The sequence below is a fragment of the Streptomyces sp. ISL-43 genome (genome assembly GCF_018614195.1).
Lineage (GTDB): Bacteria > Actinomycetota > Actinomycetes > Streptomycetales > Streptomycetaceae > Streptomyces.
Window position 1 is genome coordinate 154,292 of the sequence record NZ_JAGGOT010000034.1, and the last position, 16,542, is coordinate 170,833.

General features: G+C 70.0%; 35 protein-coding genes. 30 read left to right on the forward strand and 5 right to left on the reverse strand.

Annotation, left to right across the window (positions count from 1 at the left end):
• Positions 1–36 precede the first annotated feature (36 nt).
• Both J7F03_RS20530 and J7F03_RS20535 read left to right on the forward strand, forming a co-directional pair.
• Positions 37–201: a DUF5993 family protein gene (locus tag J7F03_RS20530; RefSeq protein ID WP_214951450.1), complete on the forward strand. Its 165-nt coding sequence runs from the start codon at positions 37–39 to the stop codon at positions 199–201.
• An 11-nt stretch (positions 202–212) separates the two neighbouring features.
• Entirely contained in the window at positions 213–824 is a 612-nt protein-coding gene (locus J7F03_RS20535; protein ID WP_214951452.1) for a disulfide bond formation protein B, read from the forward strand.
• A gap of 10 nt (positions 825–834) precedes the next feature.
• Here J7F03_RS20535 and J7F03_RS20540 read toward each other — a convergent pair whose 3' ends face one another.
• Both J7F03_RS20540 and J7F03_RS20545 read right to left on the reverse strand, forming a co-directional pair.
• On the reverse strand, positions 835–1,092 hold the full coding sequence (locus J7F03_RS20540; protein WP_214951454.1) for a hypothetical protein: 258 nt from the start codon (positions 1,090–1,092) through the stop codon (positions 835–837).
• 194 nt (positions 1,093–1,286) lie between these two features.
• Positions 1,287–1,688, reverse strand: coding sequence for an XRE family transcriptional regulator (locus J7F03_RS20545; protein ID WP_214951456.1), 402 nt, complete (start codon positions 1,686–1,688; stop codon positions 1,287–1,289).
• 276 nt (positions 1,689–1,964) lie between these two features.
• On the opposite strand from J7F03_RS20545, the gene J7F03_RS20550 reads away from it, so the two are divergent.
• The 28 genes from J7F03_RS20550 (at position 1,965) to J7F03_RS20685 (ending at position 15,657) form a co-directional block, all read left to right on the forward strand.
• Complete coding sequence (locus J7F03_RS20550) at positions 1,965–2,255, forward strand: helix-turn-helix domain-containing protein (protein ID WP_214951458.1); 291 nt, start codon at positions 1,965–1,967, stop codon at positions 2,253–2,255.
• Complete coding sequence (locus J7F03_RS20555) at positions 2,252–2,431, forward strand: hypothetical protein (RefSeq protein WP_214951460.1); 180 nt, start codon at positions 2,252–2,254, stop codon at positions 2,429–2,431. Before J7F03_RS20550 ends, J7F03_RS20555 begins: the two co-directional genes overlap by 4 nt.
• An 80-nt stretch (positions 2,432–2,511) precedes the next feature.
• Positions 2,512–2,871 carry a hypothetical protein gene (locus J7F03_RS20560; protein WP_214951462.1) on the forward strand — a complete coding sequence of 120 codons (360 nt, stop codon included), beginning with the start codon at positions 2,512–2,514 and terminating at the stop codon, positions 2,869–2,871.
• Positions 2,868–3,422, forward strand: coding sequence for a hypothetical protein (locus J7F03_RS20565; protein WP_214951464.1), 555 nt, complete (start codon positions 2,868–2,870; stop codon positions 3,420–3,422). Before J7F03_RS20560 ends, J7F03_RS20565 begins: the two co-directional genes overlap by 4 nt.
• Positions 3,415–3,600, forward strand: coding sequence for a hypothetical protein (locus J7F03_RS20570; protein WP_214951466.1), 186 nt, complete (start codon positions 3,415–3,417; stop codon positions 3,598–3,600). The genes J7F03_RS20565 and J7F03_RS20570 overlap by 8 nt, the downstream gene beginning before the upstream one ends.
• Positions 3,597–4,001, forward strand: coding sequence for a hypothetical protein (locus J7F03_RS20575; RefSeq protein ID WP_214951468.1), 405 nt, complete (start codon positions 3,597–3,599; stop codon positions 3,999–4,001). The genes J7F03_RS20570 and J7F03_RS20575 overlap by 4 nt, the downstream gene beginning before the upstream one ends.
• Positions 3,998–4,270, forward strand: a complete 273-nt coding sequence (locus J7F03_RS20580) for a hypothetical protein (RefSeq protein ID WP_214951470.1) — start codon at positions 3,998–4,000, stop codon at positions 4,268–4,270. The genes J7F03_RS20575 and J7F03_RS20580 overlap by 4 nt, the downstream gene beginning before the upstream one ends.
• Entirely contained in the window at positions 4,267–4,608 is a 342-nt protein-coding gene (locus J7F03_RS20585; RefSeq protein ID WP_214951472.1) for a hypothetical protein, read from the forward strand. Before J7F03_RS20580 ends, J7F03_RS20585 begins: the two co-directional genes overlap by 4 nt.
• Positions 4,608–4,946 (forward strand): hypothetical protein, encoded by a 339-nt coding sequence (locus J7F03_RS20590; protein ID WP_214951474.1) that lies wholly within the window; start codon positions 4,608–4,610, stop codon positions 4,944–4,946. Before J7F03_RS20585 ends, J7F03_RS20590 begins: the two co-directional genes overlap by 1 nt.
• Positions 4,943–5,749: a hypothetical protein gene (locus tag J7F03_RS20595; RefSeq protein WP_214951476.1), complete on the forward strand. Its 807-nt coding sequence runs from the start codon at positions 4,943–4,945 to the stop codon at positions 5,747–5,749. Before J7F03_RS20590 ends, J7F03_RS20595 begins: the two co-directional genes overlap by 4 nt.
• Before the next feature lie 59 nt (positions 5,750–5,808).
• On the forward strand, positions 5,809–6,480 hold the full coding sequence (locus J7F03_RS20600) for a hypothetical protein (protein ID WP_214951478.1): 672 nt from the start codon (positions 5,809–5,811) through the stop codon (positions 6,478–6,480).
• Positions 6,481–6,555: 75 nt separating this feature from the next.
• The gene (locus J7F03_RS20605; RefSeq protein ID WP_214951480.1) at positions 6,556–6,939 is read left to right on the forward strand and encodes a hypothetical protein; all 384 of its coding nucleotides are present in this window, start codon (positions 6,556–6,558) and stop codon (positions 6,937–6,939) included.
• A gap of 26 nt (positions 6,940–6,965) precedes the next feature.
• On the forward strand, positions 6,966–7,445 hold the full coding sequence (locus J7F03_RS20610; RefSeq protein ID WP_214951482.1) for a hypothetical protein: 480 nt from the start codon (positions 6,966–6,968) through the stop codon (positions 7,443–7,445).
• A gap of 98 nt (positions 7,446–7,543) precedes the next feature.
• Complete coding sequence (locus tag J7F03_RS20615; RefSeq protein ID WP_214951484.1) at positions 7,544–10,075, forward strand: phage/plasmid primase, P4 family; 2,532 nt, start codon at positions 7,544–7,546, stop codon at positions 10,073–10,075.
• The gene (locus J7F03_RS20620) at positions 10,072–10,335 is read left to right on the forward strand and encodes a hypothetical protein (RefSeq protein ID WP_214951486.1); all 264 of its coding nucleotides are present in this window, start codon (positions 10,072–10,074) and stop codon (positions 10,333–10,335) included. The genes J7F03_RS20615 and J7F03_RS20620 overlap by 4 nt, the downstream gene beginning before the upstream one ends.
• Positions 10,332–10,658 carry a hypothetical protein gene (locus tag J7F03_RS20625; RefSeq protein ID WP_214951488.1) on the forward strand — a complete coding sequence of 109 codons (327 nt, stop codon included), beginning with the start codon at positions 10,332–10,334 and terminating at the stop codon, positions 10,656–10,658. The genes J7F03_RS20620 and J7F03_RS20625 overlap by 4 nt, the downstream gene beginning before the upstream one ends.
• Positions 10,655–11,092, forward strand: coding sequence for a hypothetical protein (locus J7F03_RS20630; RefSeq protein WP_214951490.1), 438 nt, complete (start codon positions 10,655–10,657; stop codon positions 11,090–11,092). The genes J7F03_RS20625 and J7F03_RS20630 overlap by 4 nt, the downstream gene beginning before the upstream one ends.
• On the forward strand, positions 11,089–11,604 hold the full coding sequence (locus J7F03_RS20635; RefSeq protein WP_214951492.1) for a WhiB family transcriptional regulator: 516 nt from the start codon (positions 11,089–11,091) through the stop codon (positions 11,602–11,604). The genes J7F03_RS20630 and J7F03_RS20635 overlap by 4 nt, the downstream gene beginning before the upstream one ends.
• A 10-nt stretch (positions 11,605–11,614) precedes the next feature.
• The gene (locus tag J7F03_RS20640; protein ID WP_214951494.1) at positions 11,615–12,031 is read left to right on the forward strand and encodes a helix-turn-helix domain-containing protein; all 417 of its coding nucleotides are present in this window, start codon (positions 11,615–11,617) and stop codon (positions 12,029–12,031) included.
• 55 nt (positions 12,032–12,086) lie between these two features.
• On the forward strand, positions 12,087–12,332 hold the full coding sequence (locus J7F03_RS20645) for a hypothetical protein (protein WP_214951496.1): 246 nt from the start codon (positions 12,087–12,089) through the stop codon (positions 12,330–12,332).
• A 77-nt stretch (positions 12,333–12,409) separates the two neighbouring features.
• On the forward strand, positions 12,410–12,832 hold the full coding sequence (locus J7F03_RS20650) for a hypothetical protein (RefSeq protein WP_214951498.1): 423 nt from the start codon (positions 12,410–12,412) through the stop codon (positions 12,830–12,832).
• Positions 12,833–12,834: 2 nt separating this feature from the next.
• Positions 12,835–13,239, forward strand: a complete 405-nt coding sequence (locus tag J7F03_RS41105) for a hypothetical protein (RefSeq protein WP_251072194.1) — start codon at positions 12,835–12,837, stop codon at positions 13,237–13,239.
• Positions 13,240–13,333: 94 nt separating this feature from the next.
• The gene (locus J7F03_RS20660) at positions 13,334–13,699 is read left to right on the forward strand and encodes a hypothetical protein (RefSeq protein ID WP_214951500.1); all 366 of its coding nucleotides are present in this window, start codon (positions 13,334–13,336) and stop codon (positions 13,697–13,699) included.
• Complete coding sequence (locus J7F03_RS20665; protein ID WP_214951501.1) at positions 13,699–13,923, forward strand: hypothetical protein; 225 nt, start codon at positions 13,699–13,701, stop codon at positions 13,921–13,923. Before J7F03_RS20660 ends, J7F03_RS20665 begins: the two co-directional genes overlap by 1 nt.
• Positions 13,920–14,234: a hypothetical protein gene (locus J7F03_RS20670; RefSeq protein ID WP_214951503.1), complete on the forward strand. Its 315-nt coding sequence runs from the start codon at positions 13,920–13,922 to the stop codon at positions 14,232–14,234. Before J7F03_RS20665 ends, J7F03_RS20670 begins: the two co-directional genes overlap by 4 nt.
• Entirely contained in the window at positions 14,231–14,380 is a 150-nt protein-coding gene (locus tag J7F03_RS20675) for a hypothetical protein (RefSeq protein ID WP_214951505.1), read from the forward strand. Before J7F03_RS20670 ends, J7F03_RS20675 begins: the two co-directional genes overlap by 4 nt.
• A complete protein-coding gene (locus tag J7F03_RS20680; RefSeq protein WP_214951507.1) occupies positions 14,377–14,847 on the forward strand; it encodes a hypothetical protein in 471 nt (156 codons plus the stop codon). The genes J7F03_RS20675 and J7F03_RS20680 overlap by 4 nt, the downstream gene beginning before the upstream one ends.
• Positions 14,848–14,946: 99 nt before the next feature.
• Positions 14,947–15,657: a hypothetical protein gene (locus J7F03_RS20685; protein ID WP_214951509.1), complete on the forward strand. Its 711-nt coding sequence runs from the start codon at positions 14,947–14,949 to the stop codon at positions 15,655–15,657.
• 1 nt (position 15,658) lies between these two features.
• Here J7F03_RS20685 and J7F03_RS20690 read toward each other — a convergent pair whose 3' ends face one another.
• From J7F03_RS20690 to J7F03_RS20700, 3 genes are all read right to left on the reverse strand, one after another.
• Positions 15,659–15,889 (reverse strand): hypothetical protein, encoded by a 231-nt coding sequence (locus tag J7F03_RS20690; RefSeq protein ID WP_214951510.1) that lies wholly within the window; start codon positions 15,887–15,889, stop codon positions 15,659–15,661.
• A gap of 88 nt (positions 15,890–15,977) precedes the next feature.
• Complete coding sequence (locus J7F03_RS20695) at positions 15,978–16,184, reverse strand: hypothetical protein (RefSeq protein ID WP_214951512.1); 207 nt, start codon at positions 16,182–16,184, stop codon at positions 15,978–15,980.
• A 2-nt stretch (positions 16,185–16,186) separates the two neighbouring features.
• Positions 16,187–16,435, reverse strand: a complete 249-nt coding sequence (locus J7F03_RS20700; RefSeq protein WP_251072195.1) for a hypothetical protein — start codon at positions 16,433–16,435, stop codon at positions 16,187–16,189.
• Between the last annotated feature and the right edge of the window lie 107 nt (positions 16,436–16,542).

Genomic DNA, 16,542 nt, shown 5'->3' on the forward strand with positions numbered 1-16,542 from the left:
CGCCCGGTATGTCCCTATGTCGATACGGTCCGCGCCATGGACACCCTCATCTTCGGCGGCCTCCTCGCCTTGCTGATCGCGATGTACCGGGACGCGTCGCGGACGGTCGTGCTCGGCGCCTGGTGGCTCATGCTGCTCGCCGTCATCCTGCTGATGGCGCACCACATCACCAGCGGCCTCGCTCTCACCTTGAGCTACTGACGGTGGCCGCGATGTCCAGCCTCCTTCCGGAGGCGCAGCTGGAGGGCGGGCTGCTGGGGCGTGTCCAGTACTGGTTCGCGTGCGTCTTCGCCATCGGCTGGACGGGCGTGGTCTGCGGCGGGCTCTTCTACCAGTTCGGGCTGTGGGAGTACCCGTGCCCGCTCTGCATCGTGCAGCGGATGTTCATGCTGCTGGCGGCGATGGGGGCCGCGCACATCATCCGCACCGCGCTGGCGCGGGGGGCGGTCGCCGGCCGCGACTACATGATGGGCTGGGGCCTGTCCCTCGTCGCGGTGATCGCGGGCTCCTTCGCGTCGTGGCGGCAGACGATGCTGCACATCCTGCCGGGCGACAAGGGGTTCGGGAGCGAGGTGTTCGGCCTGCACCTGTACGTATGGGCGTGGATCCTCTTCCAGGCCTCGGTCGTCGCGGTCGGGATCGTCCTGGCCTTCGCCCACGCCACGGCGGACCGGGCCATTCCGGCCGAAGGGCCGGGCCCGTACCGCACGGTGGGACTGGCCGCGCTGTGGTTCCTGGGACTGGTGATCGCCGTGAACATCGTGGCGGTCTTCCTGGAGGAGGGCTTCCACTGGTTCCTGCCGGACGACCCGAGCGCTGGCTAAGCAAGTTAATTCACCCGCAGGGGTGAGGCCTGGCGTCGGGGCGCGGCAGGTGTTGACTCGTGAGCAGCCCGACCTGTTCGGCGTGGGCGAAGTGGTGCTGAAGCTCGTCGGCGAACTGCTTGCTGACGTGGTCCGGGTGGACGGCGAGGACCGTGTGGTCGGCCATCTGGATGGGGATCATCGCGCGCCCGTCGGGCACGAGGGGGCTGATGACCACCTGTACTTGCTGTGCACGCGGGCGCTCCCGCGCCTTGTCACTGTCAGCCATGCGACCCCCTTGGCGCTGCCTGCATCACAAACCGTGCGTGAGTTCGAACCACACGGCGCAACGCAGACTATCGGACCCATCACGCCCCCAGGCGGTCCCGCCAATAGTGCCGCATTGAACCTCTTGTGACTACTAGGAGCACGGGTTCACCACGAAGCGTGACGAGCCTCGCCGGGGGCATATGCCCGAAACCCCTATTCCTGTCGGGTGAACGAATCCACCAGACGCTGCAACTGCTCACGCTGAGTAGGCGTCAGCTTGTCCGCGCCCTCCACGAGCGCCCGAGCCTCACCCGAGGCGGACCACACGACATCGATACCGAAGAACTCGGCGCCGGCTGCGTCCTGGACGCGGCCGAGGGGCACGTCGAGGCCGGCCGCGAGTCCCCGAAGGGCCGCGTAGTCCGGCGTCTGCACGGGGAGGTCCGTCGCGAGCCGGTGGAGCCAACTGGATTTCACGGCCTGCTCGCCCGACTCCGGGTCGATGCAGCGCGCTGCGAGGCGGTCGTAGCTCAGCCCCAGAGCGCCCTTGCGCTCCCGTACCAGGTCTCTGAGCTGCGTGCGCCCCGCCGTGGGGGAACGATCTTGTGCAGCCATGAGGGTCATCCTGCCACTCCGAGTCATGTCATGGGCCGTGGGGTGTCCATGTGACCAGTGCGGCGGTCCACCTATCCCCCCAAGTGGCGGCCGGTCTGCCGTCCCACTCGTCGGACGGATTGTCCATGCGGTACGACGGCGCACGCTAGGGCGCATCGGCCGGTTTGGCCAAATCTGCACACGTCATCCAAGAGGCTGGACGAGGCGTCCAAGCTGTGTAATGCTTCATCCATCCAAGCAGTGCAACACTCCACTGCATGAAATGGACGGATGCTGATGTCTGAGCACACCATTCCGCTCTACCAACTCGTGGACCGAACGCTGCTGGCCACGCTCATGAAGCGCACCGGCACCGGGGCCTCCATGAGTGTCCGGGACCTCGCCTCTCAGGCCGACGTATCCCGATCCACGATCGGCAACCTGCTGTCCGGCGTACAGGAAGCCGTCTTCTACCCCACGGCCTGCCAGATCGCTGCGGCAATCGGTGTGGATGTCCTGATCCTGTTCACCCCGACCGGACGTTCGACCCGTCACTCGGGGCGCATCCGGCTCAAGGCTGCAGCATGACCGCCCCGTTCAACCGGGCGGCCGCCGAGCAGCGGCTCGGACCTCTGGCGGTCCAGTCGATCAGAGAGCTCGTGGACGCGGCGCCCCCGCTGCGCATGGAGCTACGGATGCAGCTGCAAGCGGTATTCGACTCCGCTCGGCCGGCCGTCGAGGCCGAACGCCCGCTCGCTGCCTGACCCAAGCAAGCGGGGCCGCCCGGACGGCTAGGTCCGAGACAGCCCCTCGGCAGTACCCACCACAGACAGAGAGGTACACCGTGAACCACAAGCCTACCGTCGCCATCTCCGCCATCGCGGAGCAGACGAACCCCATGAACCAGCACGCCGCTGGCGCTGCCGCGCTGATGGGCCTGACGCAGATGTACGGGCACCTGCCCGCGCCGTACGTGACGATGCACTCCACGGAGACCGCCGTCGGTCTCCAGCTGAACAGCCCGGCCGAGTTCGAGGCGTGGCGGACGGCACTCCTGGTGCCGGCCGAGACCGTGCAGCTGTGGAACGGCCAGACCGGTGTCTCCTGGCTGGTGGCCGAGGCCGTGTTCCAGGGCGTTGCGCTTCACCTGACCGGGTTCGGTATCAGCGTGTCGGCGCCGGTGTCGCTGGAGCGTGCGGCATGACGCACTCGCCCACGCCGACGGAGTTGCTTGCGCTGCGGACCGCGAACGCGGCCCTGCTGAACTCGCCGGACTCCTTCTGCGACATGGTCGCCACGATCGTGTTCGCCCTCGGGTCGGCGCAGTTGCTCCAGTCCCCGACGCGCGCTGCCGAGTTGACCGCGCGCCGCAACGAGGACATGGCGCTTCGCGGCGAGCTGGCCCCGATGGGCGAGCCCCGCAAGGTGCCGTTCGAGCTGGGTGACTCGCTGGTCCCGGCAGTGCAGTGGCTGATCGCCCAGGTGGCCGAGCAGGAAGAGGTCAGGGTCGACCTCTGGGCGCACCTGGACTTCCGGCTCCGGGACATCGAGCGGCTTCGGGCCCGGGTGGCCGAGCTGGAAGCCGAGCGCACCCGCCCGGCGCCGCTCTTCCCGCCGGACCCCGCCGCGCCGGTCATCGAGCCCCTCGCGGGGACCTTGCGGATCCGCGCCCTGATGGCCGAAGACCCGCACGAGTCGCCGCTCCACCACGAGCACCGCCTCAGCCGCGACCTCCCGGAGATGCCCCGTGGCTGACCGCGAGATCACCCCGTTCGGCTGCCGTCACTGCGGCATCTCCGCTGGCGAGCACGGCCTCCGGTACTTCGCCGCCGCCGGTGTCCACGCCTGGGTGCTGCCGACCAACCACCAGATCCTGCGCCGCATGCAGATGCGCCGCGCACTCCGCACCACGCGTCTCCTGGAGGACCAGTGAGCACCAACCCGAGCCGGGAGCCCGGCCTGTCCATCCGCCGCGACGCGACGTGGCTGTCCGGGATCCTCCGCGCCGACCAAATCCGCCACGACACCCTCGTCTCCCTCGTCGCCACGTGGGGTGACCCGGACGCCCGGGACGACATCCTCGCCCAGCTCGACGCGCTCGCCGAGGCCGTGCAGTCCCCGCGTGAGGGCGAACTCGACCACCTCCTCGACGCAGTCGAGGACGCCGCCGGTATGGACGACGCGGAGACCGGTCTCGACCTGACGGCCGCACTGCGGCTGAGGGGCGAGCTGGACGCGCTGATCACTGTGCTGGCCCGGTTCAACCCGGCGGCCGCCGCCCGGCCCGTGCTGCTGGCGAAGGTGCCCACCCAGTCGGAGAGGGGTGCAGCATGAGCGACCTCGACCAGGCCCGCACCGCGGTTCGACTCCTGATGCCCGCGCTCGCTGGCGGGGGCCCGGCCCCCGTGTGGCGCACCTGTTTCAGTACGGACGACACCGACAGCCCGACCGGAATCGCCCCGGAGTGCTTCGACGAGGGCCACGATCCGGAGGACGGCAGCGTCTACACGTGCTACCCGGAGCCGGTGATCGAGACCGGGTTCCCGCAGTTCGCCGAGTACCTGGCCGCGCTGCTCAACGCTGACCGCGGGAGCGCCGCGTGAGCGCCCGTACTGCACTACGTGAGGCGTTGCTGCTCATACACCGTCCCGAGGACGCCGACCGGCTGATCGCCGACTACGACGCCGAGACCGCGAAGGCCCGGACCGCTCCCGGCCTGGACGAGCGGGCGCTGCGCCTGGCGAACCACATCACCAACACCGGCGGCGAGTGGACCACCGGCAAGGCGCACCGCTGGGTCACCGAGGCCATCAGCCCGAAACCGCCGATCCATTTCACCCGGCATTCCCTCCAGGCCCTCGCCGCTTACGGCTACCTCACCGAGCGCCGCGAGCCGGGCCGCGTCTCCTACACCCCGAACTACGTAAAGGACGGGCAGTGATGTTCATCCGCCGCACCACCTACAACCGGCTCGTCGCCCGCGCCGATGCCTACGCCGGCGCGTATGTCGCCGCACGGAGGGCCGATCGCCGGAAGGCGGTACCAGCCGCCGCACGCCGGGAGCGCCTGGCCGCTGCCTGCCTGCGGTACCGGGCCGAGCTCGCCGAGCAGCGAGCGCAGCACGCGGCTGCGCTCGCCCGACAGCAGCGCCGCGCCGACCAACTGCAACAGCAGCTCGACGACGTGCTCGGCCTCAACAGCTCGGACGTGCAGGCCGGCGTGCGTTGGCAGCAGCGCCGCCAGGACAGGCCACGGCCGTACGTGGAGGCCGGACAGTGATCGCTACCGGCAGCGACGAGTACAGCCAGGCCCTGGCAGCACGCATCGGGCAGTTCATCATCGACGCGGACAGCGGCAGTGCCCGCAGCCAGCAGCGGGCAATCGGCCCGTCCGAGATCGGCGAGCCGTGCGAACGGCAGCTGTCGTACAAACTCCTCGACTGGCCCGAGACCAGCCGCGACCGCGACCCGATCGCCGCGATCATTGGCACCGGATTCCACATGTGGATGGCCGCGCAGTTCGAAGCCCGGCAAGCCCCGCTGCCCGACGGCCGACCCCGGTACCGGATCGAGGAGCGCGTCACCGTGCGGCAGGGCCCAACCGAGGCCAGCACCACGACCGGCAGCTCGGACCTGTTCGACCGCCTCGCCCTCCTGAACAACGACTGGAAACTCGTCGGCAAGTCGTCGCACGACAAGTACCGGCGGCAGGGCCCCAGCACCAAGTACCGGGTCCAGGCCCACCTGTACGGCCTCGGTCAGGAGAACGCCGGACACACGCCCGCCCGGGTCGCGGTCACGTTCATCGGCCGACACCACGAGCTCATGGTCCACGTGTGGTCCGAACCCTACGACCGACAAATCGCCCTCGACGCGCTCGCCCGGCTCGACCGGATCCGCGACACCGCACAGGCCCTGGAGCTCGATCTCCACCCCGAGAACTGGCGGATGATCCCGATCCCCGAAAAGCCCGAGTGCCGGTTCTGTCCCTGGCTCAAGCCCGGATCCGACGACCTCGCAACCGGATGCCCCGGCGCCCCGAGCCCCAACGCGGGCGCTTCGCTCGAAGCACTCATCGCCTGACCCGCCAGCCACCAGGCCCCGGCGTGAACCAACCAGCAGACAGCAGAAGCGAGAATCAGATGACCACACCGCAGCAGTACCAGGCGCCCTCGGCCGACGACTTCCTCATGGGAGGCGGCGGCGCCCCCACCGCAAAGTTCCCCATGCCGGGCACCAGCATCGGCGGCCGGATCACCGAGCGGCCGACCGTCGAGCAGCAGCGGGACATCAAGACCGGCGACAAGAAGTTCTGGTCAGACGGAAACCCGATGATGCAGCTCGTCGTGACCGTTCAGACGGACCTGCGTGACCCGGCGATCGAGGACGACGACGGCCGGCGTCGCCTGTTCGTCAAGGGCCAGCTCAAGAACGCCATCGCAGACGCGGTTCGCCTCACCGGAGCCCGCGGCCTGGAAGTCGGCGGCGGCCTGGCCGTCACCTACACCCACGACGGGGCCGCGTCGGGGCCCGGGATGAGCCCGCCGAAGCAGTACACCGCGACGTACACCGCGGCGGCCACGGCTGCACTGCACACGCCGGACCCGGGCGCCCAGGCACCCGCACCGGCACCCCAGTACGCGCCGCAGCCTGCCGCACAGCCGTACACAGCGCCCCCCGTGGCCGCCGCACCGGCGCCGGCCCTCCCCGGCTTCACCCCGGAGCAGATCGCCGCCGCGATGGCGAACCCGGCCACGGCCGCGCTCATCGCCCAGCAGCAGGCCGCAGCCGCAGCCGCGCCCCCGCCGTTCTAACCCGATCGCCGTCCGGGGCTGCGAGACCTCCCCCGCAGCCCCGGACGGACCAAGCCCTCAGGAAGGACCCACGGAGTGAACTCCTGGCACCACGCCCAGTCCTCCGCCCGCAAGTGGGGCGGCAGCCCCGACCTGTACCTCCCGATCCACGAGTTCATCGACAGCTCCAAGCAGGTGATCGGCGACGTCCGTCACCGCTCGCTCTACCACCACACCACCGGCATCTGGCTCGCGCAGCGGATCTTCGGCGTGACGCTCGACGTGCCCAAGAACCGCAGCGTCGTCCAGGTCCCCGTACGGCTGATCGCCGAACAGCACGTCCTTGAAGATCTCGGCTGGCTTCCCTCGCCAGCCGACTACATCGACGGCATGCCGATCAAGCCGTGGATGTCCGGCAGCCAGCGCAAGACCGTCCCGCTCTCGCACCTTCTCCTCACCCAGCCCGGAGGCACCCAGTGACCGGAAAGAACTTCCTCGGCATCCCCGTGCAGGGGGACATCACACAGGGCGCTTCCCGCGTCGAGCAAAAGCCGATCGAAGAGTTCCAGCCCATCCTTCAGGCGGTGCTCGACGATGCAGTCGTCGTCGAGTTCGGATGGCGGCAGTACACCCCGTACTTCAACGATGGCGAGCCGTGCGAGTTCAGCGTCTACGGAAGCTGGGTCCGCACTGAGGCTGACACGGACGTTGAGGACGAGTACGAGCTCGACCTCGACGGCGATCACCCCAGCCTCGGCAGGGTGGAAGGAATCTGGGGGCCCGACCCGGAACGGCCCGGCCGCGAGAAGCGGATCGGCGAGAAGTTCACCGGCCCGGACCGCGCGCGCTACGACCGCTGCCAGGCCCTGCGCGGCGCCGTCGAGTGTGGCCAGTTCGAACATGTCCTCCTCGAAGCCTTCGGCGACCACGCGGCTGTGACCGTCCGCCGCCACGGGATCGAAGTCGATTTCTACGACCACGACTGATCACGCCCCACCGCCCCGGCATCCACGCCGCGAGGGCGCGGGATCGACTCCCGCCCGGGGCACTACCACCATCCGCACGGCACGACGAGGAGCCCACGTTGAGCGACACCACACCCGACATGCTCGCCGCGGCGCTCGCGCTGCACGCGGCTGGCTGCTCGGTGGTCGCCGTCAGGACGGACGGCTCGAAGAGACCACAGGGCGACTGGAAGCAGGCGCAGGCGGAGCGGGCCAGCGAGGACGCGGTACGCGCCTGGTTCGCTGGTGGGCACCCGGGCCTCGGCGTCGTCTGCGGCCAGGTTTCCGGCGGCCTGGAAATGCTCGAACTGGAGGGCCGTGCCGTCGACGAGGGCGTGCTCACGAAGCTCGTTGAGATCCTCGCCAACTCGGGCATGACCGAGCTGTGGACGCGCATCGCCACCGGATGGCTGGAGCGCTCCCCTTCCGGCGGCCTCCACATGCACTACCTCGTCGCGAGCGGCGCCCCGGGGAACACCAAGCTTGCGTCCCGGCTCGCCCGCGAGGACGAGCTCACCGAGCAGGAGCGCGACCTCCTCGTCCGCCACCCGAACAAGCGCATCTTGCGCGGCCTGATCGAGACCCGCGGCGAAGGCGGCTTCGTCGTCACCGCGCCAAGCCACGGCACCGTGCACGCGACCGGCCGCCCCTACGAACTCCTCGCCGGCGGCCCCGCGACACTGCCCACGATCACCGCAGAAGAGCACCGCGCGCTGCACACGGTGTGCCGCATGCTCGACACAGTCCCCGCGGACGAGACGCTTGATCACTTCCGCGATGCCGCAAAAGTGATAGGCGAGCCCCTCGACGAGGCGGCCGCGTTCCTGTTCTCCGGCAGCGGCACCCCGGCCGCGGAGGGTGGCCTCACCCCGGGCGACGACTTCGAGGCCCGCGCGTCCTGGCCGGACATCCTCCTGCCGCACGGCTGGAGGCCGATGTTCAAGTCGGGTGCCACCTCGTACTGGCAGCGCCCCGGGAAGGACGGCCGCGAGCCCTCGGCCACGACCGGCCGCGCCCTCGACCGCGACCGGCTGTACGTGTTCACCACGAGCACCGAGTTCGTGGCCGAACGCCCGTACACCAAGTTCGGTGCCTACGCGCTCCTCAACCACAGCGGCGACCACTCCGCGGCAGCCTCCTCCCTGCGCCGCCAGGGCTACGGCGCGCCCGCGCCCGAACCGGTCCGCCACCTCACCTCAGTCCCCGCGCCCCGGCCCGCAATCGACGGGACCGCCGCACTCAACGTGGTGCAGCACCCGAGCGCCGTAGCCGAGGCCGGGCCCGAGACGTACACCCGCACCGACGACGGGAACGCACTCCGCCTCATCGATGAGCACGAGCAAGAGATCCGGTACGTGCCGCAGCGCGGCCGCTGGCTCCGCTGGGACGGACACCGCTGGGCATGGGACGAAGCCGGGACCGTACGCGAGATGGCCCGCGCAATCGCCCGCGACCTCCCCAACGGCGAGGGTGAAGCCAAGCACCGCATGCGCTCCCTCTCCACCGCGGGGATCGCCGCGATGGTCACCATGGCGCAGACCGACCCGCGCGTCGTCGTCCACGCGGGCCAGCTCGACGCGCACCGCATGCTGCTAAACACCCCAGCCGGCGCCGTCGACTTGACCACGGGCGAACTGTCCGCGCCGGACCCGGACGAAATGCACACCCGCTCAACGAAGATCGCCCCCGACGCGGCCGTGCCCACGCCGAAGTGGGACAGGTTCCTCGACCAGACCTTCGGCGACGACGCGGAGCTGAAGGGCTACGTCCAGCGGATGGCCGGGTACGCCGCATCAGGGTCGGTGCGCTGGCACATCCTCCCCTTCCTCCACGGCCCCGGCGGGAACGGCAAAGGTGTCTTCCTCAACGTGCTCCGCGCCGTCCTCGGCGACTACGCAGCCACCGCGCCGAATGCATTCCTCATGGCCGGCGCCCAGCGCCACGAGACGGAGATCGCCCGGCTCCACGGGCTCCGCCTCGTCATCGCCTCCGAGGTCAATCAAGAAGCCAAGTTCGACGAGGCCAAAGTCAAGGAACTCACCGGCGGCGACGGCCTCACCGCAAGGTTCATGCGGCAAGACCACTTCACGTTCGAGCCCACGCACAAGCTGTTCCTGATGGGCAACCACCAGCCCCGCGTATCCGCCGGCGGCAAATCGTTCTGGCGGCGCCTGCGACTCATGCCCTTCACCCGCACCCCCGAGGAGGTCATCGAAGACCTCGACCTCCTCCTCATCTCCGAGGAGGCCCCGGGCATCCTCGCCTGGATCGTCGCCGGTGCAGTCGCAGTGTTCCGTGACGGCCTCCAGGACCCGGCGTCCGTGACCGCGGCCACCGCGCAGTACGCGGCCGAGGAAGACGCGCTCGCCCGGTTCCTCGACGAGGCCTGCCACGTCGGCGGCGGCGTCCAGGTTCGCACCCTCACGGACGTGTTCCGCACCGCGTACGAGAAGTGGTGCCGAGGCGAGGGTGAAGATCCGCTGCCCTCGCGCCAGCTTGGCCGCGAGCTGAAGGACCGGTTTCAGATCACGCGGAAGCCGAGCAACGGCACCTACTCGTACATCAACGTGGCGTTGCAGGCACCGGCTGATGATCGGTGGGACGACAAGTGACCGTGATCAAAGTGCCGTTGCAGTGCCGTTGCAGTGCCATCAAAAGTGCCATTGAAATTGGTCGTTCTCGCAGGTCACAGCACGACAGTGCCATCAGTGCCGTTGAAACGAGCTATCCAGCTCCGTACGCACGCAAGAGCACCAATGCTCAGAAACTGGCCCTGACGGCACTGATGGCACTGCCACCACTGTTGACCTGCGAAAACAGCAGTGCCATCAACGGCACTGCAACGGCACTGCCCTCCGGCGGCCCACGATGACCAATCCCGGCATCGCAGCCCGCATCGCCGCCAGCGCCGACCATGCGATCGAACGCACCTGCCCCCGCTGCAGCGCCCCGATCCTCACCGCGTGGGCCGGCCGCACCGCAGCCCTCCACGTGACCGCAGACCCGACGCCTGTCAACCTGCCCGGCGAAATCCAGGCCCGCACCGAAGGCCGCCTCACTTGGCGGCTCCTCGTCTCAACCCTCGGCGTCCGCCGCATCGTCTGGCGCGACCCCCTCACCGTGCCCCACCACACCCACCCCGTACTCCGCGACCACCGCTGCCCACCGCAGCCCGTACAGGAGGCCCTGCTGTGACACGCCACTTCACGATCAACCTCCCCGCTGGAATGGCCCTGCTCAACGCGAATCAGCGCCCCCACCACGCGGTCAAAGCCAAGCTGACCGCGGCCATCCGCGGCGCCGCGATGGAGGCCTGCGCCAACGACCCGACCATGTGGGCCGCGCTCGAAGCGGCCGGCGACGGCCCGGTGCTGCAGCGCGCATACATCCTCGGAGTGCTCCACCCTCCGTCACGGCGCCGCGCCGACCCGGCCAACTGGTACCCGTCGTTCAAAGCCGCAGTCGACGGCCTCGTCGACGCAGGCGTCCTCGAAGACGACGACCACACCCGCGTCGTCGGCCCCGACATGCGCATCGGCCCCGTGGTCAAGGGCGGCCGCATCAGCCTCCACATCCAAGAAGTCGACACCGTCACGTTCGCCGCGTTCCAGTGGAGGACCGCATCATGACCACCCCCACCGACTGGATGACCGACAGCGGCCCCCGCCCGTGCCGGACCAATCCCGAGCTGTGGTTCTCCAAGAGCGCCAAGGACAAAGAGGCTGCCGTCCAGGCCTGCCTCGCCTGTCCGCTGCTCATCCCCTGCAGGGACTACGCATTGACCACCCACGTGTCGCATGGCGTGTGGGGCGGGCTCACCGAGACCGAGCGCCGCAAATTCCCCAACGGACTGCCCGCGTGCTCCACCCTCAGCAGCTACATGCGCCACCGAGTCAAGCGGGAGACGTGCGCCGAGTGCGAGGCCTGGCGTGCCACCGAGGTGGAAACCGCACGGCGCGCCAGCCTCGCCGACGAGCACCTCAAGGGCGGCACCCGCACCGGGGCCCGCATCCACCTCCGGCTCGGCGAGCGCGCCTGCCCCGCGTGCGCAACGGCTGCGTACCGAGAACGGGAAGCCGAACTCGCTGGCCGCCCCAAGCGCCGCCGAGCTCCGCGCCGCAGCCACCCCGACGCAGCCTGAAAGGCCAGCCATGGACCACCTCCGCCCCATCCCCGAGCACTGCCACCGCGGACACCGACTGGACGACACCAACCTCTTCTACAACTGCAACGGAACCCTCCTCTGCCGCAGCTGCCGCCACGACATCGAACGCGCCTACCGACACCGCAAGTTCGCACAAAAGCACGCCGGCCACGACGTCACCCAGGTATCCGACAACCGCAGACACTGCCGCACCTGCCGCACCGCCGACCTGGACGAAGTGGCAGTCGAACGCGCCACAGCAGGCGACCCACCCGCACACCTAAACACTGCCGAACGAGCCGCAGCCGTTTTCCAGCTCACCAGCAAGGGCCTCACCAACGCGGCCATCGCACAACGAATCCGCTGCCACCCGCGAACCGTGTACGCAATCCGCCAACGAAACCGAGCCCAGACCGCCACCTAACCGGACCGCCACCCCGGTTCGTCCGGCCTCGCGCACACCGAAGGAGATCCGCCTCATGGCCCGCTGCGACTTCACCGACCTGCCAGCCGACGCCTGCGCCCACTGCCTAGGTCACGCCGACCCCGAGACCGAGACCCGCCGCGAGCACACCAGTCTTCTGGCCACGGGCCGCTGGTTCCCCGCCCAGTTCCCCGGGACCTGCGAGCACTGTGGCGAGCGCTTCACCCCCGGAACCCCGATCCGCATGGAGATCCCGGCTGGCTGGCGCGCCGCCTGCTGCTCTACCACCCCGTCCACCTGACCCGCCCGACCGCCGGCCCGCACTCGACCTGCGGGCCGGCGGCCACCCCGAGCATCCCACCGATCAAGGAGCAGACCGTGAACCGCTTCGAGTACACCGACGAGCACGACCAGCGTCTGCGCATCGCCCCCGTCGAGCGCGAGCAGCCCAACGAGGAGCCTGCGCTGTGGTTCGAGACCACCGACGGCGGCTTCCGGGGTACGTCCGTCAAGGTGCCGCTGTCCAAGCTGGAGGAGGTCATTGCCGGGGGCCGCGACATGGCCCGACAGGCCGTACCGCTCCCCGGCGCCCGCATCACCGACGAGCAGCTCGCTACCGCGCAGGCCGTGCTCTCGCCCGGAGCCGTCGTCACTGCCGCCGCCGTCCTCAGCACCGCCGAGCGCCAGTTCCTCACCTTCGCCCTCGACCTCGCCTTCGACCGCATGGTGTCCGAGGACGGGTTCACCAGCGAGGACGAAGCCGTGCTCGCCCGACTGCGCCAGCTCGCCAAGGAGGCCTAACCATGTCCAACTCCCGCCGCTTCCACCTCCTCCGCCATCAGGACATCTCCGGCGTCTCCGGTACCGGCATCGTCGCTGTCGGCGTGCTCTGGCCCGACGGCACCGCGAGCGTCCGTTGGCTCGGCGAACGGCCGTCCACCGTCCACTGGGACCGCATCGCCGACGCGAAGGCCGTACACGGCCACGGAGGCGCCACAGAGATCGTCTGGGACGACAACGGCAGCGACGCCAGCAGGCTCGCCCGCATCGCCGAGGGCCACAGCAAGAACCAGGTCCGCGGCATGACCTCGGGTCTGTGCGACGAGTGTGAGCAGAGCTGGCCCTGCCCCACCTACGCATGGGCCACCACCAACCGCGACGTCCTCGCCACCTGGGACCCGGACGACGACGAGGTGACCGAGCCGTGATCGTCCTCGCCGTGGCCGCCGGCTGGTGCGCCGCCTCCATCGCCGTCTGCGCCCTGTACAGCCTCACCCGCGCCCTCTACCGCAGGAGCCACCGATGACACCCGCCGAAGAACTCGAGGCCGCCGCCTCCCTACTCCGCGACCGTGCCACCGCGGCGATCCACGAGGACCGCACCACCTGGTCCACCGGCCACACCCTCGGCAGCAAGAGCCCCGTCGTCGTGGACGACCAGGAGAAGCCCAGCGTCCTCATCGAGACCTACGCCGCCCGCCTGGAGGCCGTCAACCGCTACCTCGCGCTCCTCGGCCCGGCCACCGGACTCGCGCTCGCCGACTGGCTGGAGCAGCAGGCCGCGACCCTCGCCGCCACCACCCATCCCGCCTGGCAGGAGACAGTCAGCGAACACCCCCTCGCCGCGGCCCGCGCCATCCTCGGCACCCAGCCCGACGGGAGCAGCTGATGACCGCCCAGCCCGCCCGGCACACCGTCGACACGATCACCTCGGACGACCTTGATCAGCTGTACGCCGAGCGGGACGAGCTCACGGCCCGAGCGAGCGTCCTCGCGGCCAAATGGGGTTACGCCTTCGGGCTCCTCGCTCGGGCCGTGGACTGGCTCCCCGAAAGCGACCTCCGCGACCGCATCCGTGCCTCCCTCGACGAGCCCAAGGCGTCCCGCCCGTGAGCGCCCTCCCGCCGTTCTCCGGCGACGAACCGACCTGCGCCAAGTGCGGTCACAAGGGCGCCAGTACCGAATACCTGGCCTTCGGCGACTGCCACCACGCGCCCCGCACCGGGATCACCATCGGCTGGCATGCCAACCAGCGGCTTCACCGTGAGTGCGGACGCTGCGGACACCAGTGGGACGAAGCCACCGTGCCGCCCGTCCACCTCGGCAACGGAGCAAACGCCGAGGACTGCCCGGCCTGTCACGGCACCAACCCGCCGTACCCGTTCATCTGCCCCGGCGAGACCCCGCCGGAGCCCACCCCGTGACCGGCCAGCCCGAACACTGGCCGGCCGCCTGGGCCGACGAGCCATGCCTCGACCCCGACGAGCAGCACGGCAACCCCTACGCCAACCTCCCCGACGACGACAGCCGCGACGTCGTGACCGTCCTGCCCAGCAAGGAGTACCTGTGAGCACCAGCACCAACGCCGTCCTCGCCTACGGCTACAACCTCGGCGGCGACGACGCCGGATGGACGTTCCGGGAGACCGGAGAGTACGGCGAACCCAACCTCGACTGGTACGACAACGAAGCCGAGGACGACTTCGCCACCGCCGCCGAGGCCCGTCTCCTCGCCAGCGTCGGCCTCACCGAGAAGTGGGGCGACAACCCCGACGGCGGATTCTGGGAACGCGAGAAGGCAGCCAAGGCCCGCCTCGCCGTCGAGCTGGACTCGTACTGCCACGTCGAGCACCCGATGTACGTCCTCGCCGCGAAGGTCATCACCGTGTACCGAGGCGACGCCAAGATCCTCGATCCGACCGAGCTGGCCGCCATCCCGCCCGAGTGGGACGAACGCCTCGCCGCCGCCGTGGCCGCGCTCGGCATCACGCCCGACCAGGAGCGGCCCGGCTGGGTCCTCGTCTCGTACTGGGGCTAACCGGCCCCACGCATGCGCGAGGGCGCGCGCCGGAACTCGCCAGGACAGGCGCGCGCCCCAGGTGATGGAAACCGTACCGCTTGAGCCCCAGGAGCAACGATGACCACCGCCACCGCACTCCGCACCATCGCCACCGACTGGCCCCGCCTCACCACCGCCCTCGAAGACGGCACCAACGGCACCTGGCCCCCCGCCGGCCGCATGACCGACTACCTCCGCGCCCTCGACGTGGAACAGGCCGAATACGACCGCTGGCGGGCCGGCCACCGCGCTGCCCTCGACCGGAACCCGGCTCAGCTCGGCGCAACCCGCCCGCCCCTGTCCATCCACGTCCACGACGCGATGCGCACCATCGAGATCGCCCTCGCCGGATGCGCCGACGTGATCGCGGCACAGTCCCAGATCGAACCCACCCCCTTCGCAACCGCGGACTGGCCGGCAGCCGACCGCACCCGCCGGAACGCCCGCGCCCGCGCCGACCTGGCCGATCCGAAGCGCTGGCGATTCCGCGGGAACGTCCCCCGCGCCCCGTACACGGCCTTGTGGCTCCTCGCGCGAGTCGAGGCCCGCCCTGGCCCCTTCCGGCCCCTCACGGACGCAGGACGGCGCCACATCGCCGGTATCGCGCGGGAGGCGGTTACTCGCATGGACCGCGTGCTCGGACTGGTCGTCGCCGACGTTGAGGACGCGCGCCCCTGCCCCGACTGCGGCGGCCTCATCACCGTCCGCTCCGGGGCCGGCGCACCGCCCATGGCTCGCTGCTCCGGCTGCGAGCGGCTGTGGACCATGGCCGACACCATGGCCGCGTAGGTCAGGCGGGCGGGCCCGACGTCCACACCTCGGGCCCGCCGCCCTCCCACCGGATCGGCCCGTCGTCCGACAGATCCACATCCTCCAGGCCAGCCCGGCGGAGGAACTCGGACACGTCCAGCGGATCGAACGCCCGGCCGAGGTCCGCATCCACGCCATGAACGTGCGCGGTGACCTTCCGGCCGCCCTTCGGCGACACGGGATGCACGATGATCTCCGTCTCATCCGCCATGCCACCAGGCTCACCCGGGACGGGCCCGGACGCACCCGGACAGCACGAAGCCCCCGCCCAAACGGGTCGGGGGCTCCGGCGCGTGCGGCTACTCGGCGGCAGCCATCCCCAGACCGAACGCGCGGACGTTGAGAGCCAACCCCATGAGCGCCTGTACGACGTTCCGCGTCGCCCCAGCAGGGACGGGCGGCACGGCCGCACCCGGCTCGAACACGCCGACCATCACGACGCGGTACCCGCCGTCCTCCTGGTACACGTCGAGGACTACGTCGGTGCGGTCGCCATTGCTGATCATCGTTACTCCTTGTTGAGGTCGGTGCGCTGCCCCTGTCGCGACTTCCGCCCGGCGAAGTACGGGCGCGCGAGCAGGTAGTCCACGGCCATGGACCGGCCGACGGGGACGACGGGCGGGAAGCCCTCCGGGTCGTCGCGGCGGATCTGAGAGACGCGCTGGTGAGTCATCCGCTGCACGATGCCGTCTTCGACGAGCCGTCTGGCCAACTCCCTGAAGCTCACCATGTCTGGCCCCTCTCTCTCGTCGGCCATGCGCACCATTCTCTCTGACTTCCTTGCCACATGGCAAGGAAGTCGTTACGGTCGTACCAGGAACACAGAACGGCCCCGGCCGGCGCTCGCAACGCCATTGGCCGGGG

Bases quoted from the DNA above. Each gene is read 5' to 3' on its own strand.
- J7F03_RS20625 (WP_214951488.1), top strand. From the start codon at position 10,332: ATGACCAATCCCGGCATCGCAGCCCGCATCGCCGCCAGCGCCGACCAT.
- J7F03_RS20600 (WP_214951478.1), top strand. From the start codon at position 5,809: ATGACCACACCGCAGCAGTACCAGGCGCCCTCGGCCGACGACTTCCTC.
- J7F03_RS20540 (WP_214951454.1), bottom strand. From the start codon at position 1,092: ATGGCTGACAGTGACAAGGCGCGGGAGCGCCCGCGTGCACAGCAAGTA.
- J7F03_RS20535 (WP_214951452.1), top strand. From the start codon at position 213: ATGTCCAGCCTCCTTCCGGAGGCGCAGCTGGAGGGCGGGCTGCTGGGG.
- J7F03_RS20685 (WP_214951509.1), top strand. From the start codon at position 14,947: ATGACCACCGCCACCGCACTCCGCACCATCGCCACCGACTGGCCCCGC.
- J7F03_RS20555 (WP_214951460.1), top strand. From the start codon at position 2,252: ATGACCGCCCCGTTCAACCGGGCGGCCGCCGAGCAGCGGCTCGGACCT.
- J7F03_RS20700 (WP_251072195.1), bottom strand. From the start codon at position 16,435: ATGGCCGACGAGAGAGAGGGGCCAGACATGGTGAGCTTCAGGGAGTTG.
- J7F03_RS20635 (WP_214951492.1), top strand. From the start codon at position 11,089: ATGACCACCCCCACCGACTGGATGACCGACAGCGGCCCCCGCCCGTGC.
- J7F03_RS20580 (WP_214951470.1), top strand. From the start codon at position 3,998: ATGAGCGACCTCGACCAGGCCCGCACCGCGGTTCGACTCCTGATGCCC.
- J7F03_RS20565 (WP_214951464.1), top strand. From the start codon at position 2,868: ATGACGCACTCGCCCACGCCGACGGAGTTGCTTGCGCTGCGGACCGCG.
- J7F03_RS20665 (WP_214951501.1), top strand. From the start codon at position 13,699: ATGACCGCCCAGCCCGCCCGGCACACCGTCGACACGATCACCTCGGAC.
- J7F03_RS20695 (WP_214951512.1), bottom strand. From the start codon at position 16,184: ATGATCAGCAATGGCGACCGCACCGACGTAGTCCTCGACGTGTACCAG.
- J7F03_RS20645 (WP_214951496.1), top strand. From the start codon at position 12,087: ATGGCCCGCTGCGACTTCACCGACCTGCCAGCCGACGCCTGCGCCCAC.
- J7F03_RS20590 (WP_214951474.1), top strand. From the start codon at position 4,608: ATGTTCATCCGCCGCACCACCTACAACCGGCTCGTCGCCCGCGCCGAT.
- J7F03_RS20660 (WP_214951500.1), top strand. From the start codon at position 13,334: ATGACACCCGCCGAAGAACTCGAGGCCGCCGCCTCCCTACTCCGCGAC.
- J7F03_RS20640 (WP_214951494.1), top strand. From the start codon at position 11,615: ATGGACCACCTCCGCCCCATCCCCGAGCACTGCCACCGCGGACACCGA.
- J7F03_RS20550 (WP_214951458.1), top strand. From the start codon at position 1,965: ATGTCTGAGCACACCATTCCGCTCTACCAACTCGTGGACCGAACGCTG.
- J7F03_RS41105 (WP_251072194.1), top strand. From the start codon at position 12,835: ATGTCCAACTCCCGCCGCTTCCACCTCCTCCGCCATCAGGACATCTCC.
- J7F03_RS20545 (WP_214951456.1), bottom strand. From the start codon at position 1,688: ATGGCTGCACAAGATCGTTCCCCCACGGCGGGGCGCACGCAGCTCAGA.
- J7F03_RS20690 (WP_214951510.1), bottom strand. From the start codon at position 15,889: ATGGCGGATGAGACGGAGATCATCGTGCATCCCGTGTCGCCGAAGGGC.
- J7F03_RS20530 (WP_214951450.1), top strand. From the start codon at position 37: ATGGACACCCTCATCTTCGGCGGCCTCCTCGCCTTGCTGATCGCGATG.